The sequence below is a fragment of the Cellvibrio sp. pealriver genome (assembly GCF_001183545.1).
GTDB lineage: Bacteria > Pseudomonadota > Gammaproteobacteria > Pseudomonadales > Cellvibrionaceae > Cellvibrio.
This window is the reverse complement of sequence record NZ_KQ236688.1, coordinates 4,240,565-4,256,675: the sequence shown is the minus strand read 5'-3', so window position 1 is coordinate 4,256,675 and position 16,111 is coordinate 4,240,565. Positions and strand designations below refer to the sequence as shown.

19 protein-coding genes and 1 tRNA gene are annotated in these 16,111 nt (G+C 47.5%); 14 read left to right on the top strand and 6 right to left on the bottom strand.

The features are described from left to right. Positions 1-71 precede the first annotated feature (71 nt). Together VC28_RS18525 and VC28_RS18520 are read left to right on the top strand one after the other, a co-directional pair. Entirely contained in the window at positions 72-836 is a 765-nt protein-coding gene (locus VC28_RS18525) for a pteridine reductase (protein ID WP_049631945.1), read from the top strand. A gap of 32 nt (positions 837-868) precedes the next feature. Beyond that, positions 869-1,834, top strand: a complete 966-nt coding sequence (locus tag VC28_RS18520; protein WP_049631944.1) for a magnesium transporter CorA family protein — start codon at positions 869-871, stop codon at positions 1,832-1,834. A gap of 2 nt (positions 1,835-1,836) precedes the next feature. On the opposite strand, the gene folK is transcribed toward VC28_RS18520, so the two are convergent. The 3 genes from folK to tsaD all read right to left on the bottom strand — a co-directional run bounded on the left by folK (position 1,837) and on the right by tsaD (position 3,813). Continuing rightward, a complete protein-coding gene (gene folK / locus VC28_RS18515) occupies positions 1,837-2,352 on the bottom strand; it encodes a 2-amino-4-hydroxy-6-hydroxymethyldihydropteridine diphosphokinase (protein WP_049631943.1) in 516 nt (171 codons plus the stop codon). Beyond that, entirely contained in the window at positions 2,349-2,708 is a 360-nt protein-coding gene (gene folB / locus VC28_RS18510; RefSeq protein ID WP_049631942.1) for a dihydroneopterin aldolase, read from the bottom strand. Before folB ends, folK begins: the two co-directional genes overlap by 4 nt. Positions 2,709-2,784: 76 nt before the next feature. After that, positions 2,785-3,813 (bottom strand): tRNA (adenosine(37)-N6)-threonylcarbamoyltransferase complex transferase subunit TsaD, encoded by a 1,029-nt coding sequence (gene tsaD / locus VC28_RS18505; protein ID WP_049631941.1) that lies wholly within the window; start codon positions 3,811-3,813, stop codon positions 2,785-2,787. A 219-nt stretch (positions 3,814-4,032) separates the two neighbouring features. Here tsaD and rpsU point away from each other — a divergent pair, with 219 nt between their 5' ends. From rpsU to VC28_RS19805, 10 genes are all read left to right on the top strand, one after another. Then, positions 4,033-4,248, top strand: a complete 216-nt coding sequence (gene rpsU, locus VC28_RS18500) for a 30S ribosomal protein S21 (protein ID WP_007644759.1) — start codon at positions 4,033-4,035, stop codon at positions 4,246-4,248. Positions 4,249-4,370: 122 nt separating this feature from the next. Continuing rightward, on the top strand, positions 4,371-4,826 hold the full coding sequence (locus tag VC28_RS18495; RefSeq protein ID WP_049631940.1) for a GatB/YqeY domain-containing protein: 456 nt from the start codon (positions 4,371-4,373) through the stop codon (positions 4,824-4,826). Positions 4,827-4,873: 47 nt separating this feature from the next. Beyond that, the gene (dnaG, locus tag VC28_RS18490; protein WP_049631939.1) at positions 4,874-6,970 is read left to right on the top strand and encodes a DNA primase; all 2,097 of its coding nucleotides are present in this window, start codon (positions 4,874-4,876) and stop codon (positions 6,968-6,970) included. A gap of 151 nt (positions 6,971-7,121) precedes the next feature. Continuing rightward, positions 7,122-8,978, top strand: a complete 1,857-nt coding sequence (rpoD, locus tag VC28_RS18485; RefSeq protein WP_049631938.1) for an RNA polymerase sigma factor RpoD — start codon at positions 7,122-7,124, stop codon at positions 8,976-8,978. Between the two features lie 222 nt (positions 8,979-9,200). Further along, positions 9,201-9,277: transfer RNA gene (locus tag VC28_RS18480), tRNA-Ile, on the top strand. A gap of 307 nt (positions 9,278-9,584) precedes the next feature. Next, positions 9,585-10,103 carry a hypothetical protein gene (locus VC28_RS18475; protein WP_049631937.1) on the top strand — a complete coding sequence of 173 codons (519 nt, stop codon included), beginning with the start codon at positions 9,585-9,587 and terminating at the stop codon, positions 10,101-10,103. Further along, a complete protein-coding gene (locus tag VC28_RS18470; RefSeq protein WP_049631936.1) occupies positions 10,103-10,324 on the top strand; it encodes a hypothetical protein in 222 nt (73 codons plus the stop codon). The genes VC28_RS18475 and VC28_RS18470 overlap by 1 nt, the downstream gene beginning before the upstream one ends. Further along, on the top strand, positions 10,311-10,466 hold the full coding sequence (locus VC28_RS19810; protein WP_156184368.1) for a hypothetical protein: 156 nt from the start codon (positions 10,311-10,313) through the stop codon (positions 10,464-10,466). Before VC28_RS18470 ends, VC28_RS19810 begins: the two co-directional genes overlap by 14 nt. 17 nt (positions 10,467-10,483) lie before the next feature. After that, entirely contained in the window at positions 10,484-11,035 is a 552-nt protein-coding gene (locus tag VC28_RS18465; protein ID WP_049631935.1) for a YkgJ family cysteine cluster protein, read from the top strand. A 6-nt stretch (positions 11,036-11,041) separates the two neighbouring features. Next, positions 11,042-11,236, top strand: coding sequence for a hypothetical protein (locus VC28_RS19805; protein ID WP_156184367.1), 195 nt, complete (start codon positions 11,042-11,044; stop codon positions 11,234-11,236). Between the two features lie 18 nt (positions 11,237-11,254). Here the strand turns inward: VC28_RS19805 and VC28_RS18460 are convergent, their stop codons facing one another. The 3 genes from VC28_RS18460 to VC28_RS18450 are packed head-to-tail and all read right to left on the bottom strand — an operon-like array spanning position 11,255 to position 13,226. Beyond that, complete coding sequence (locus tag VC28_RS18460) at positions 11,255-11,461, bottom strand: hypothetical protein (protein ID WP_049631934.1); 207 nt, start codon at positions 11,459-11,461, stop codon at positions 11,255-11,257. Further along, positions 11,454-11,756 (bottom strand): hypothetical protein, encoded by a 303-nt coding sequence (locus tag VC28_RS18455; RefSeq protein WP_049631933.1) that lies wholly within the window; start codon positions 11,754-11,756, stop codon positions 11,454-11,456. The genes VC28_RS18460 and VC28_RS18455 overlap by 8 nt, the downstream gene beginning before the upstream one ends. Positions 11,757-11,780: 24 nt before the next feature. After that, positions 11,781-13,226 (bottom strand): MobA/MobL family protein, encoded by a 1,446-nt coding sequence (locus tag VC28_RS18450; RefSeq protein WP_082191622.1) that lies wholly within the window; start codon positions 13,224-13,226, stop codon positions 11,781-11,783. Between the two features lie 262 nt (positions 13,227-13,488). On the opposite strand from VC28_RS18450, the gene VC28_RS18445 reads away from it, so the two are divergent. Next, positions 13,489-13,842: a hypothetical protein gene (locus tag VC28_RS18445; protein WP_049631932.1), complete on the top strand. Its 354-nt coding sequence runs from the start codon at positions 13,489-13,491 to the stop codon at positions 13,840-13,842. Then, positions 13,793-16,111 carry a DotA/TraY family protein gene (locus VC28_RS18440; RefSeq protein WP_049631931.1) on the top strand — a complete coding sequence of 773 codons (2,319 nt, stop codon included), beginning with the start codon at positions 13,793-13,795 and terminating at the stop codon, positions 16,109-16,111. The genes VC28_RS18445 and VC28_RS18440 overlap by 50 nt, the downstream gene beginning before the upstream one ends.

Here is a 16,111-nt window from a genome sequence, read left to right as displayed (position 1 = left end):
TGAAAATCGGCCAATAAATCGAATGCCGATGACCAATGTCGATAACCAATTCCGATAAAGAGGACAGAAATATGTCGGGAACATATCCAAAAGTTGCACTGGTCACCGGAGCTGCCAAGCGCATAGGTGCAGAGATCGCACGCAAACTGCACGCAGCCAATTTCAACATCATCGCTCACTATCACCAATCCAAAACAGATGCCGAAGAGCTTGCAGAGGAGCTAAACGAAAAGCGCAGTAACTCTGCTATTAGCGTACAAGCAGATTTGAATGATATGTCGCAAATCATGCAATTGGCGCACACCAGTAATGAGGCATGGCAAAAAATTGATTTGTTGGTCAATAACGCCTCCAGCTTTTTTCCAACTCCCATCGGAAAAACCGACGAACAAGACTGGAATCACATTATCAACTCCAACTTGAAAGCGCCTTTTTTTCTGGCGCAAGCACTAGCTCCATCTCTGGCAAAACAGCACGGCTGCATTATTAACATTGCAGATATTTACGCCGATAAACCACTAAAAAAACACAGCGTTTATTCGATCGCCAAAGCAGGCAATGTCATGCTCACCAAAACCCTCGCCCTGGAACTGGCACCATTAATTCGGGTCAATGGAATTGCACCAGGTGCAATATTGTGGCCAGATGACAGCCATAAAAAACCGGAAGACCAGCTCTCTGATGAAAATAAAGAAAAGATGCTTGCCAAAATCCCCCTGCAAGAACGCGGACATGAATCCGATATTGCGCGCACCATTTTATTTCTCGCCAACGAAGCACCCTATGTGACCGGACAAATACTGAATGTAGACGGTGGACGCTCCATCACTATTTAATCGCCACCCATCAACATGGATTTTTATTCTGTATGATCAAAACACAGTTATTAACCTCAAGTGGCGAATGGCTTACTGGTAATGAAGAGTTAGTGTCGCGTTGGCGCGCAGACCAAAACAGCTATATCTGGATAGATTTAAATGGGGAAGACCCAGCCAAAGAGAAACACTTTTTATTATCGATGAACTGCCACCCATTGGCAGTTGAGGATGTGCAGCGCTTTCGTCACCCCCCAAAAACGGAAACCTTCGATGATCACACATTAATACTGTACCGCGGCATTACCGAATTCAATAAAGACCTCACCATCCAACAAATGACCATTGCATTGTTTGCCGGTGAGCGCCATCTCATTAGCTGTCATCCACGCAACTCCATGGGCATTGCACACTATTGGGAAAATGCGCGTCATGAAAATTTATTGGTGAGCCCAGGGTTACTTGCATCGCGCATCATGCGCTTTTCGGTTGGCCGCTATCTGGAAGCCATACTGGCATTTGAGCCATCACTTAATGAACTTGAAGATGCAATGCAAGAAAAACCCAACGATGAAGTTATGCGTGAACTCATCGCCTACCAGTCACGTTTGCGCAAACTCAAACGCATTTTTAGCTATCACGAAAAACTGGTAACCAATTTATTAAAAGACATACCGCAACGCCTGATCGATGAAGACGGCGATATTGAACACGCACTGCAAGATTTATTTGAACGCTGCGAGCGTTTACATGGGCTATGTACCATGTACTATGAAATCTGCGGCGATTTAATCAACGGATATTTATCTATCAGTTCACATCAACTGAACAACACCATGAAAGTGTTGACAGTCATCACAGCGATATTTGTCCCATTGACCTTTATCGCGGGCATTTATGGAATGAACTTCGACAACATGCCAGAACTGCATGCCCCTAACGGTTATTTTTATACACTGGGTGCAATGCTGGTAATAGCAGCAGGATTTGGTGTGGTTGCCTACAAGAAATGGCTGTAGGATTATTGGGCCTGCGAAATTTTTTTCCCATCCCATACAAAATCAATCACCCACAATTGCTGCGATGACTGGTCATACTCACTCCATAACTGCGCATAGGTTTGCAGTAACTGAGGGTGCTTAGCCTGTGAAGCAATTTCTGCCATCGGCAATAACACAAATGCATTTTTGGTAATTTCTGCACGCGGCAACTCAACGCCGCTTTCTATCCCAACAAAATCACCGTAGGTCAGAATATCAATATCAAGCGTGCGCGGACTGAACTTTGGGCCATTGCGTTTACGCCCATTGTTATCTTCAATTCGCTTTAAGTTCTCTGATAACTCAGTAATTGATAGGGTTGTATCCGCACCAACCACTAAATTAAAAAAGTTACTGCCTTCAAAACCCACTGATTTGCTTTCGTACACAGATGAGATCTGCAATTCGCCCAACAAATAGTTCAACGCACTCAATGCCGCTGCAATATGCCTATGACGATCGACATTGCTGCCGAGACTCAGATAAATCATTGTCATGCAGGCTTGACCCCGCGCTCGATGATCAGACCGACATCACGAGCACCCCGCACAGCCCCGGGCTTACTTAACCTTAGGCGCAACCAGGGCACATCAAACTCAGCGCGAATTACCTGTGCAATTTCCTCAGCAAGCGTCTCCACCAAAAGCGCATTGCGATTTTCTACATAAGCAATTAACCGCTTGGAAACCGCTTTATAATTCAATGCATATTGAATATCGTCAGTTGCAGCAGCTTTACTAATATCGCTCGCCATTTCCAAATCAATACTGACGGTTTGGCGCACTTCGCGCTCCCAATCATAAATACCGATAATAGTGTCGATACGTAAATCGCGGATGTAAACAATATCCATAAATAGATTCTTTTCCGTGGTGTTAATTGTGATGTGATTATTCTAGCGGTGCGATGATTTCAACAAAGCCATTATGTTACAGAGGGTTGAGCGAATCCAATGGCCAGCGCGCCTTCACGTTGATCGCCAAACCTTCTTGCTGCCCCGCAAGCAATCGCTGGCAACCCGCATAGGCGATCATTGCACCATTGTCAGTACAAAATTCATGGCGGGCATAAAATACTTTTGCACCCATTTTGGCGAGTTCAGCATCCAAATCGGCGCGCAATTTTTTATTCGCAGAAACACCGCCTGCAATAACCAGCGTTTTCATACCCGTCTGCTCAAGCGCGCGCTTACATTTAATCACCAATGTATCAACAACGGCTGCCTGGAATGCGCAGGCAATATCGGCACAGGCTTGATCATCAGGCAGGCCATTCGCTTGCTTATTGGCATTGACCGTCGTGAGCGTCGCCGTTTTTAACCCACTGAAACTGAAATCCAATCCAGGGCGATCTACCATAGGACGAGGGAATTTAAATCGCCCATCAACACCCTGCTCTGCAAGTTTGGCAATTTGCGGACCGCCGGGATAATCCAGATCGAGCATTTTGGCTGCCTTATCAAACGCTTCACCAGCTGCATCATCAATCGATTCGCCCAACAATTCATATTGTCCAATCGCATCGACTTTTACCAACTGCGTATGCCCGCCCGATACCAGCAGTGCAACAAAAGGAAATGCGGGAGGATTCGCCTCCAACATGGGGGCGAGCAAGTGCCCCTCCATATGATGCACACCAATCGCAGGGATACCCCATGCATAAGCAAGGGAGCGCCCGAGCGATGCACCCACCATCAAGGCACCCACCAAGCCAGGGCCTGATGTGTAGGCGATAGCATCGATATCAGCAGCGCTGGAGCCACTCTTATCCATTACCTCATTAATAAGAGGCAAGAGCTTGCGCACATGGTCGCGCGAGGCCAACTCCGGTACAACGCCACCGTATTCAGCATGCAGGGCAATTTGGGTGTAGAGCACATGCGCCAATAAGCCCTGCTCACTGTCGTAGACCGCAACGCCAGTCTCATCACAGGATGTTTCCAAGCCTAATACACGCATAATCCAACCCCTTACTCACCTTATCAGGCAGCAATCAACAATTTCAGTGGCGCTATGATAAAGGCTGGCCTCGGGAAAACCCAGCGCCATCGCCCAGCCAAGGTTGCGGCAGCAACGAGAAGCGTATAGAATCCGCACCCCTTGGATACTTGGCCGCGCATTGCGCAGTCCAATTTCCTCAAGACATCATTTTTAAGCACTTAATTTAAAGGTAACGACATGCCTTCAGTAAAAATCAAAGAAAACGAGCCATTTGATGTAGCCCTGCGTCGCTTCAAGCGCGCCTGTGAAAAAGCCGGTATTTTGGCTGACGTTCGCGCTCGCGAATGCTATGAGAAGCCAACCACTATTCGTAAGCGTGATGCCGCTGCTGCAGTTAAGCGTCATGCTAAAAAGGTTCAACGCGAATCCAAAAAGTTTACCCGTCTGTACTAATAGTCCGCTGTGCCCATCAGGGATAACACAGCAATTAGTGCTTACCGGTTCTGTTTGTTAGTTAGTTTGCATCTTTTCGCTAGCAAACCGTGCGTTTTAAATGATTGATTATTGGTGAACCCATGAGTCAAACGACGCTAAAAGACCGCATAAATGATGCCTTAAAGACCGCGATGCGCGCTAAAGAAAAAGAGCGCGTCGCGGTTTTGCGTCTTGTGATGTCTGAATTCAAAAAAATCGAAGTGGATGAGCGCATCGAACTGGATGATGCCCGCGTACTGGCCGTGCTGGATAAAATGGTCAAACAGCGCCGCGATTCCGAAGCGCAATATCGCAATGCCAATCGCCCCGAGCTTGCCGACCAGGAAGCTTACGAGATAAGCCAAATACAGGAATTCCTGCCCGCTGCATTAACAGCTGCAGAGCTGGATGCCATTGTCGTTAAGGCAATAGCCGATGCCAGCGTCACCGAAGCGCGCGATATGGGCAAAGCCATGGCACTGATCAAACCACAGGTGCAAGGGCGCGCCGACATGAGCGATGTGAGCAAACTGCTTAAGGCTAAATTGGGCAATTAGTCGCTCACTGCTAGCTTCTGGCAATCGAACCTCAGGCGACAGCTTCAATGGCCGGACTAATTCCACAAAGCTTTATTGATGATCTACTCGACCGCCTCGACATTGTCGATGTGGTCGATAGTCGCGTAAAACTAAAAAAAACCGGCAAAAACTACAGCGCCTGCTGCCCTTTCCACGACGAAAAAACACCCTCTTTTACTGTTAGTCCAGAGAAACAGTTTTTTTATTGTTTCGGCTGCGGCGCGAGCGGCAATGCACTCGGCTTTGTTATGGATTACGAACGCCTGAGCTTCCCCGAAGCGACAGAGATGCTTGCTCGCCTAGCAGGGCTTGAGGTGCCGCGCGAAGTACAGACCGAAGCCCAGCAAAAACGCGAAGAAGAGAAGCGCAGCATTTATACACTACTGGAAAAAGCCGATGCGTTTTACCAGCAGCAATTGCGCCATCACCCCAGTAAACATCTCGCTGTCAATTATCTAAAAAACCGTGGCCTGGACGGCAAAACAGCCAAAGCCTATGGTGTCGGTTTTGCACCACCTGGCTGGGACAATTTACTCAAAGCTCTCGCCCAGAACGATGAAGACAAGCACCTGCTGATTGAAGGCGGAATGCTGATTCACCAGGAGCAAGAAAAGAAACTCTACGACCGCTTTCGCCATCGAATCATGTTCCCCATCCGCGATACACGCGGGCGGGTTATAGGTTTTGGTGGCCGCGTTTTAGGTGACGACAAACCCAAATATCTCAACTCTCCGGAAACGCCAGTTTTCCACAAAGGCCAGGAGCTTTACGGGCTTTACGAGGCGCGCCTTGCTTATCGCGAGCTGCCGCGCCTGCTGGTAGTTGAAGGTTACATGGACGTAGTGAGCCTCGCCCAGTTCGGTATTTGTTATGGTGTCGCCACCTTGGGAACCGCATGCGGCCCCGACCATCTGGACCGAGCCTTCAAATACACCAACGAAGTAGTATTTTGTTTCGATGGCGACAAAGCAGGCCGAAGCGCGGCACACCGGGCACTGGAAGCATCTATTGAATGCATGACCGATGGTCGCACGGTGAAATTCCTGTTTCTGCCGGAGAACGAAGACCCGGACACATTGGTACGCCAAGTAGGTCCGGAAAAATTCGAGCGAATGGTCGAACTGGCTGTACCCTTCGAAGATTACCTGTTTGATGCTGTCGCTGAAGGCTTGAATATCCGCACAATGGAAGGGCGCGCCACATTTAGCAAGCGCGCAGCGCCCCTTTTGGATCGACTCCCCAAGGGAGTATTCAGGGAGTTGATGTTTGAGAACCTGGCAACCCGCACAGGTCTAAATCGCAAAGTGTTACAGGAACTAGTGCTTGAGCAGCAAAAGGCAGATCCGGTTGCACAACCATCTCCTGCTAAAACACTGATAAACGCACCATCGATTAACGCACCTATGGAGGAAAAGGCTGCGCAGTCCGGTAACGCCCAACATACAAGTCACAGGCCTGACAACCACACAAACTATGCCAGTCATAACGCCCCATTTGACAGCACCATGCTTCCGGCGGATTACGGTGATTTTCCTGCAGAACTGCCGCCACCGGATTATCACGAATACTACGAAGAGCCTATTGCGCGCACGCCAAACCGTCGCCAATACCAGCCGGAATTACAAGCCCGCGCAGCAAGCCGTTACCTGATGCCACCAGCACGCAAAGCACTTGCATTACTGCTCACGTACCCCAGCCTTGCAATCCTCACCCCCGATCATGATGAATGGCTAAAAGAGGATTCCAGCAGCGAATGCCTTACCCTTGGGCGGCTTCTTAAAGTGCTGCATGAACGACCGCATTACAACCTCTCCCACCTGATTGGTTATTGGCGGGGGGTTTATGGCGCAGACGATACAGAGAAGCTTGCGACAATTGCCGGGCACGACTTACTGCAAGCCGCCAATGCCCTGAGCCAGGGCCGGGAGGATAAACCCGCAAAAGCAGACTACGACAGCGAGCGGGCATTTTGCGATGCAATCGAAAAACTGCGGCTCCAACAAAATCAGAAAAAAACAGCAGAATCTTTGGCAAAACTTAGGAATACCGACTTTACTCAACTATCCAAAGAAGAGCGCGAACAACTGGTGCGCGCCGCTCTTGCGACTAAATCGCAGCACTAACACCACCCAAATCGATCAAAAGCTGCGCAACCTCTCAGTAAATGATGAGAGTTTTTAGTGTCTCAACCCGACTGCCTAGAATCCACTCAGGCAAGTGGAGTATAATTTCGGGCTTTGCATTTCACTCATCAGGTTTTAAATAGGGTTTCGAATGTCTGAAGACGTCCAACAGCAACAGTCCCGTATTAAAGAATTGATCGCACGCGGTAAGGAACAGGGCTACCTGACCTATGCCGAGGTTAACGATCACCTTCCGGAGGACATTTCAGATCCGGATCAGGTCGAAGACATCATCCAGATGATTAACGACATGGGCATCCGCGTGTATGAAACTGCACCCGATGCCGATACCCTGTTAATGACCGATGGCGATTCTGCCGCCGATGAGATTGCCGCTGCAGAAGCCGCAGCCGCATTGGTAGCGGTAGAGACCGAAACCGGCCGCACAACAGACCCGGTACGTATGTACATGCGCGAAATGGGCACGGTTGAATTGCTCACCCGCGAAGGCGAAATCGTTATTGCCAAACGCATCGAAGAAGGTGTGCGCGAATTAATGCACGCCATCGCCTACTGGCCCGGCGCGGTTCAACAAGTACTCGATGAGTATGCACTGGTTGCAAAAGAAGAACGTCGTCTTGCCGATGTAATTATTGGCTGGCTGGATCCAGTTGAAGATATTCCTGCAACCTTGCCTGATGACGAAGAAATTCCCGTCGCTGTCGCTGGCGCAAAACCGGAAACCGAGGATGAAGATGAAGAGTCATCATCCGAAGACGAAGAAGAAGCCATTTCAGGTGTAGATCCTGAAGAGGCTCGCGTGCGTTTTGAAGAACTTCAAAAGCAACAGGATAAAACCGCCAAAGCACTCGCCAAACACGGTTACGGCAGCAAGCAAGCTGAGAAAGAACTGTCTGCGCTGGGTGACTTGTTTAAGTTTTTCAAATTACCCGCACGTCAATTTGATCCAATCTATTCCAAAGCGCGCGATACGCTCGACAATATTCGCAAGCAAGAACGTCACATCATGGATTTGTGTACGCGCAAAGCACAGATGCAACGCAAAACCTTTATCAAAGAATTCCCGGGAAATGAAACCAACGAAGCTTGGCTACCCGATTTTCTGAAAGGTAAAGTTGAGCATGCCGACAAACTCGAACGCGTAGTACCCGATGTGCAAACGGCACAACAACAGCTTGCACAGATTGAAACCGAGAGTGGCTTGAGCCTCGCTGCAATCAAAGACATCAACCGTCGCATGTCTATTGGCGAAGCGCGCGCGCGCCGTGCGAAAAAAGAAATGGTTGAAGCCAACCTGCGTCTGGTAATTTCGATTGCGAAAAAGTACACCAACCGCGGTTTGCAGTTCCTCGACTTGATCCAGGAAGGCAACATCGGCCTGATGAAAGCAGTAGATAAATTTGAGTACCGCCGCGGTTACAAATTTTCTACCTATGCCACATGGTGGATTCGTCAGGCGATTACACGCTCCATCGCCGACCAAGCACGCACTATCCGTATTCCGGTACATATGATTGAGACCATCAACAAACTCAATCGTGTATCGCGTCAAATGCTGCAGGAAATGGGACGCGAGCCAACGCCTGAAGAACTCGGCGAACGCATGGAAATGCCAGAAGATAAAGTACGTAAAGTGTTGAAAATCGCCAAAGAACCCATCTCCATGGAAACGCCAATCGGCGACGATGAAGATTCGCATCTGGGTGACTTTATCGAAGACACCACCATTATTTCTCCGGTGGAATCAGCAACAATGGAAGGGCTGATGGAAGCAACACGCGAAGTACTGGCTGGCCTTACTGCACGTGAAGCCAAAGTGTTACGCATGCGTTTTGGTATCGATATGCACACCGACCACACACTGGAAGAAGTAGGCAAGCAATTCGATGTAACGCGTGAGCGTATCCGTCAGATCGAAGCAAAAGCGTTGCGCAAATTGCGCCACCCCTCGCGTTCAGATCACTTGCGCAGCTTCCTTGATGATTAATCATCACTCGAAATAAAACCCGCATATGCGGGTTTTATTTTTTTAAGCCGCCAATATTCATAATCTCTAGCCACACACTTCACAACTCACTATAATGCCCGCACTGCGCTACCATAGCTTCTGTATATGTAAATTCCTTGCGCAGTTTTCTTTAGGGCCTATAGCTCAGTTGGTTAGAGCATCCGACTCATAATCAATGGGTCAAGGGCAGAAAGTTTTAATGGGCCTATAGCTCAGTTGGTTAGAGCATCCGACTCATAATCGGCAGGTCACTGGTTCAAGTCCAGTTGGGCCCACCATTTAAACCATTAAAATCAAAGAGTTACGAAGTTTTTAATACCTAACTCTTCCCCTGCGGGGGTTTTAATGTGTGTAACCCTGATTCCACTTAGCCCCCAAACCTACCATCACCCCAAAAACTAGAAAAACTTGGGGTTACACTGGGGTTACATTGCCTCTGTTGCGCCAGCTTCCTGCCAACTTATCTCAATAGCAACGTATCAACTTAAGCTTCCATTTTCCTTACTGTGAAATACGGCGTAGCATCTGCACTCAGACGAGATTAAGATCCCGAGACTTAATTCGTGACTCCCAAAAGGATGTGATATGACCGGCTTCAAACTAGCGATGCGCGAAGAGCTTGAACGCAGATATGGCGAACTTCGCAGACAATCAATATTGATGGCAAACCAAGCACTGAGAATGCCAAACACAAGGCTCACACTTGTTGACGGGGCTTCCTATGAAGCTTTTCGACGCTGGGAAAATAGCCCGAACAGGCTAGTGGATTGGGACTGGCCAACATCCTGGATGAGCTGGAAAATGAATTATCCAAAGCGTTTTGAGTGCGCCACCTGGAAAGGCAATAGACTGATAGGTTTCGCTATGGGTAGACCCACTTATCAGGCTACTGGACTTAGGTTGGATTACATTGAAAAGTCACCAGAAGCTAGTGAACCACATTTAGATCTGACCTATCTTGCCCTTTACGCCTATGCAACTTTGTTAGGTGCAACTCACGTTAAGATCATGAACCCAATCAATAAAGATGTTCGCGACTATTACGAGCAAAAAGGCTTTAAATATGACCTGAAAAGTAATAGCTGCATCCGGAGGATTGTGTGATGAACAACAAAATTAAAGATTTCGATTCCGCGTTCAATGAAAAATTGAAAGGCCAAACTAAAGAAGAGCGCGTGAAAGCTGCATTAAAAAAACTGGCTCAAGAAATGGAAGCCAACCAAAAAGCGATTAAAGAGCCTAAAGGGTTAGCCTCTGGCGCTACAGACAAGAATGGAAAAATGATTATCGATTTAGAAGAGGATTATGACGATGAGCAACAATAGACCACTTACACCAAAGGAAAAGCAGTATACAGTTTTGCCCAATGAAACTGCTCCCGAACATGCTTTTACAAAGGCAAGCCAAGCAGTATCGAAAGCTCTCGCTGACATTAAAAAAAATACACCCGTAAAGAAAAGAAGCTAAAAACGTAGAACAAAATCATGGAAAGAATTACCACCATTGAACTACCAGAGATCCCTCAACCGCTCATTGATCAGGCGAATCAACTCTATCTCGATTTTCGGAAGCCCGGCCTTAACCTAATTCAGACACTTGAAAGGATTTACAGTTACCTGGATGGGTTTGGCAAATATGTTGCCACTTTTGCGACATGCCAGAAGGGCTGCAACTACTGCTGCCATTACGATGTACAAATTACTTCATTTGAGGCTGAGTACATCTATTTAAAAACCGGTATACCCCATAATCCAGACACATCGCACACCTTCAACAATGAAAAACCTTGCCCTTTTTTAGCGTCCGATGGGCAATGTGGTATCTATCAGTTTAGGCCTATTGTTTGCCGAACTTTTCATGCGGTAGGTGACCCTAAAAATTGCGCGCCAGGCAAAGACCAACTTCAGTACGGTAGCCCCCAGTCAGGCTTTGGAAATCCAATCTATAAAAATCTAGTGCATTGGGTGCATTTTCAAACAATGCAGGTAGGTGGCCACTGTAAAGATATTCGAGATTTTTTCCCGTATCGGAGATAGTTCGTTATGTTCAGACCCCGCTTTATGGTGACCCAAGAGGTATATGATGCTGCCTCTGCAGAAGAGAGATTGCGCTACAACTATTTAGTGGTGCCGGACGAACCTATTCCCCTCCCGGCAAATTTTTGCTGCCCTCATCAAGAGCGAGACAGTGCCGAAAAGCGCACTGAATCCCGCCCACTGAATGAAAATAATGACTAAAACCGCACTAATGCGCTTTTAGTCATCAAACATTTTAGATAAATCCTCCAGTTCTGGTGAATTGCTGCCGCAAACCGCACTGTGGCCATTTTCGGCTCTCCAATCATTAATAGCTTTCTGATCCAAGTCATTTACCCTCGCAATAGTTTTTTGTATGGGCTGTGGACTACATCGAGCCTCATAGATCGTATCCAGGATTGTTAAGGGATTTGCATCGTCACTCATTACTTTTCTCCTGCGCACTTTGGCCTACCAGATAAACTTCATTGCACATTAACGGATAAGGAATTTCTCCGATTCCCTCTGCAACCACGCGGACAGCATAAGTGGGGTTATCTTCTTTTTTGCCGGGTGTATAGCCAGCATTTATGATGCTCATACGGCAATCATTGACGGCCTTTTTTAGATCGTCGGCCGTGTTGAGAGTATCTTTATAAATTGTTACTTGAAGCTGGCAACCCAAGCGTTCCTGCAGTTGCTCCACTCGATTTTTTATTTCTTGAATATATTTGTCGCTCATGGTGATTTTACCTTTGTTTACTGATTATATTTTTTGACTGTGGGTTGGCGTTGTTTTCGGTTGATCTGGGCTGTTTTCTCCTCCTGTGTTTTTAGTAAATTTGTTTTCAAATTTTGAAGCTTGCGCAAAGCGATTTGGTATTGATTTTTCATCACCGACCAGGCCTTGCGAGGGGGCTTGGCCATATTTGGCCAACTCCTCTTTTGTTGGTGTGTAGCCATTTACTTGGATATTCATGGTTTGCCCCTGGATCCAGATTGCGCGCCGGTACTGCTCGCTTCCGAATGCTCTTATCTCCTTCCAGTCGCCCGCATCCACTTTCTGTTTTGCCAGCTCCAATTCAGCCGCTAGCGCCCAACTGTTGATGGTTTGGCTGTGAATGGCTTTGCCTGCGTCTCTGAACGCCTCTTGCCCCTCATTTTGGCCCTTCGTCCAGCGATAAACGCCTTGCGCATCCTGCTGAAACATTGCGATCACAGACCCTTTCTCAGGATCGATTTGCGCGGGTTTCCAGTTGTTTAATTCTTCGCGATTCTTTATTTCTTCTATCTCTGTTTTGTGGTGCTGTTCTAGGCGTTTTATTGCCTGCAGTTCGGCGTCTTCAGCGGCCTGCCAAGTAGCCGCTAATCCACCGTGGGTGTTCACTTTTTTAGATGTAATAGCATCATCTTGGAGGGATGTTGTTTGAGTTTGTTGCATACGTAAAATCCTCATTTTGGTTAGGTCAAACAAATTGTTCTGAGCTTTTATTTTTTCATTCAGCTGCCACCGAGAAGCCCGCTCGATGTAGCCCATCCGAGCCAATTGTGTGTTCAATGGACCAACGTGGATTTGTGGGATTTTTTCTATCCCCTGCTCTTTTAATGAGAGATGAGAAATGCGCTCATACAAACCTGCTGCTTCCAGTTCAAAGTTAACTACGTCAGCCCATTTTTCTCTGATCGCTTTTATCTGCTCAGCCCCAGTCGGTAATCCATTTTTTTTTAATTCTGAGTCACTCCACTCAAGAATGGTTTTTCGTTTTCCCAAGCATCCAGATTCGTGCATTGGGCGTGTTGTCATTAATAAGTGAGCGTGAAGATTACGGTGATCCCCACCCCTTCCGGGGGCATGCACACAGACATCAATTGCTACGTGGTATTTATCAATAATCGATTGTGAAAATCGCGCAATAATTCGCTGATGTGCATCTCGCTTTAACTCATGAGGAAGCGCTAGAGTCCACTCCCTGGCAACTCTGGAGTCTGAGCGATTTTCTGATTTTTCAGCGAGGTTCCACAGTTCCGCTCTGGACAATCCTCCACAGTTAAAAAGGAATCTATCCAGTACACCTGTTTTGTGCTTAAAGTCATGAACGATTCCCGTTCTTTCATCAACGATTTTTTCAGCTGCACGATAGGCTGCAGAAGCAGTTGCACTTCTGCTTTTGGAACGAGCAATCAGCGTTGTTGGGCAATAAAAAATGGCCATGAAAACCTACCTCGCTTTTTTTCTTTTTCGCTGCGCGAAAAACGCATGACTTGGCACAAGTCGTAAATGCGCCCTTCTGAAGCCAGGGGGGCTTTGCTCGGTGCCACATCACTCCCCCTCACTCTCACCCTACTTACACGCCCAACGTGCAGTTCAGCAGCACGTAAGCCATTGATAAATAAGGATAAATCTTGAAAATAAATTTAGCACGTCATATTCTCACTGTGTAGTGATTTTTTTAAAAAATTCAGTGGAGGTGCAAATGTTGAAAACACGGCAAAGAAAACTTTTGGAAGAAGAGGCGAGAAAAAATCCGGGCGGGGCTGCAGCTCAAATTCTTAAAGAAATTGAACAGCAGGAAGCGCGCGCAATTGATCTCATGCGTCAGGCCAGCGAGAGGGCAAAAAAGGATTCAACGCGACAAAAAATTTTAGTGGGTGCCGCTCTCATAAATGAGGCGATGGTAAATCCAGCTTTCAAGGCCGGTTTACAAAAAGTTTTGCAACGGCATTTAACTGCCTCACGTGATATTGAATTTTTAAAAGCCTTTGGCTGGGAGTTTGAACATGAAACAACTGAAAAAAATAGCGCTTCTGCTCCCGCTGTTACTGCTTAGCAGTGGGGCATTTGCATCAATCACTGATGTGCAACCAACAGATAAAAGTGTTGAATATCTACGCTACATTTTTGGCAGTGTTGTGGACATCATTTTGGGTGGCACTGGACCTGCAAGCCCTGATTCAGTTCTTGGGGCAATGTCCCAGGTTTTGAACACTGGAATGCTCGTTTTTACTGGATTAATTATTGGATATGTATTTTTAACTGGAGTGCTGAATTCAGCACATGAAGGGAACCCGTTGGGAAAAGCGTATTCAACAATGTGGATACCGCTGAGGATGGTGGTTGCTCTTGCACTGGTTTTGCCTTTTTCTGGTGGCTATTCTGCGATGCAAATTGGAGTTTTATGGATGGCTGGTCATGGGATTGGGCTAGCCAATTCCTCATGGAATGCTGCCCTTAATCAAATTGAGCAAAAAGGCACTCTTTATCCACCACAAATCACGGTGGATTATGAAAAAACAGCAAAAAGGATTTTGGAAAACCGCGTTTGTATGCACGGCATAAATACTGCTGATCGTCATCAGAATATTCAAGAAAAGCCTATCGAGGTTATTAACGATGATCAGGTTGTTAATCTGCGCACCAGTGGTGCCACTGGTGCGCCACTGGTGCCGGTGCAGCATAGAGTCATGCAGCGTTATGACAGCAGCTACAATATCGCCAGCGCAGGACTAGCATATGGCGCGGCGTGGGCATCTGATTTTCCTAATGGCGTACCGCGCAGTTACGGTGCAAATCCATGCGGATCCATCTCGCTTGAGTTTGCAGAAATTGATGAAGGCACAGCAATAGATGTCCCTGTCAGAAGTTTCCAAAATAAAGTGATCCAGGCGCACGCTGATCTTGATGAGGGACTGGATCCTCTGGCTAGGCAAATAGTGCTTCGTTCAGTTGACGAAAACGCGGCGGAGCCTGACCAAAATGCGTTTAACAATTCGGTAAATTCTTTCAAAGCTGATTATCAAAAAGCCATAAATGACGCGCTTAGTGAGATTGCGACTGCGCGAGTGAGCAAGTGGGCGTCAGGTAACCCCGACACTGCGGGCACCACCATAGGCGCCCGAGACGCTGGATGGATCACGGTGGGGGCATGGTATTGGGATTTGCAAAGGGTGAACGCTGAAACGCAAAAAATGGTTTCGGTAAAAGCTGAGCTGGCAGGACCGACCGAGGCCGTTCTGGAACACAATGACTACTCAACATTCGTCGATGGACTGAAAACCTACCAGGAGAAAATGCTGGTTACTGACCCTGCGAGTGGCGTGGCAGTGAATGCCATGGAGCGCAGCACCTACAGTGACGATAATATCGGGCTGGAATTTGTTATGAATCGTGTTGAGTCAGTATTAAATTTTGCGCTCAGTGAGCCTGACCCAGTAGCGGGATTGGCCAACGTTGGGCACACGATCATAGGTACGTTTGAAATCACAATTGCTGCTGCATTTTTGACTGATCTAGCAGCGTGTGTTGCAGACGATACAAGTGAGGCGGTGGGCGGTCTGATTGGTGGGGCAGCTCGCCCAGTCACCAGTACACTGTGCAGAGTCACAAATAAATCACTTTGGGCATTGGTAGGCGCAGGTTTGCTGTTAATACCAATTGCGCTAATGCTCGCGTTTTACCTACCAGCAATGCCTCTGATTCTGTGGATCATGGGGGTTGCGGCTTGGTTTGTGATGTTAATTGAAGCGGTGATTGCAGCACCCATATGGGCGGCAAGTCATGCCATGCCTGAGGGCAACGGTTTCATTGGCGAGCGCGCCAAAGCGGGATACATGGTCATGCTTTCTCTTTTTTTGCGGCCAGCATTAGCGGTTTTAGGCTTTTTTGCTGGAATGCTTTTAGTGATCGTCATGCTAAAAGTTTTGATGCTTTTGTTCCTGCCAGCCATGAGCGGAATGATTGGGGATAGCGTGAGCGGCGTGGTCACTGCATTCGCCATGCTCGGAATTTTTACAGCAGTCGTAATTCAAATTGCGCACCGCGCGTTTGGCCTAATACATGAGGTTCCGGATAAGGTCCTCCGCTATATCGGCGGAGGGAATGAAAACCTGGGTGAGGCATCAAATGAGCAACAGAGCCGCTCAATTTTTGTAGCCGGAGCTGCTCGCGTTGCCAGTGGTGCGGGAAACACAATGAGAAATAAAACCCGCTCTGGTGCTAATGAAATGGCGGAATCTGCGGGTAGTGGTATTAAAAATGCTGCAGGTGCAGCCAGTAGTGGGATGAGCAAACTGTCTAAAATGCTGAGCACTAAAAATTAA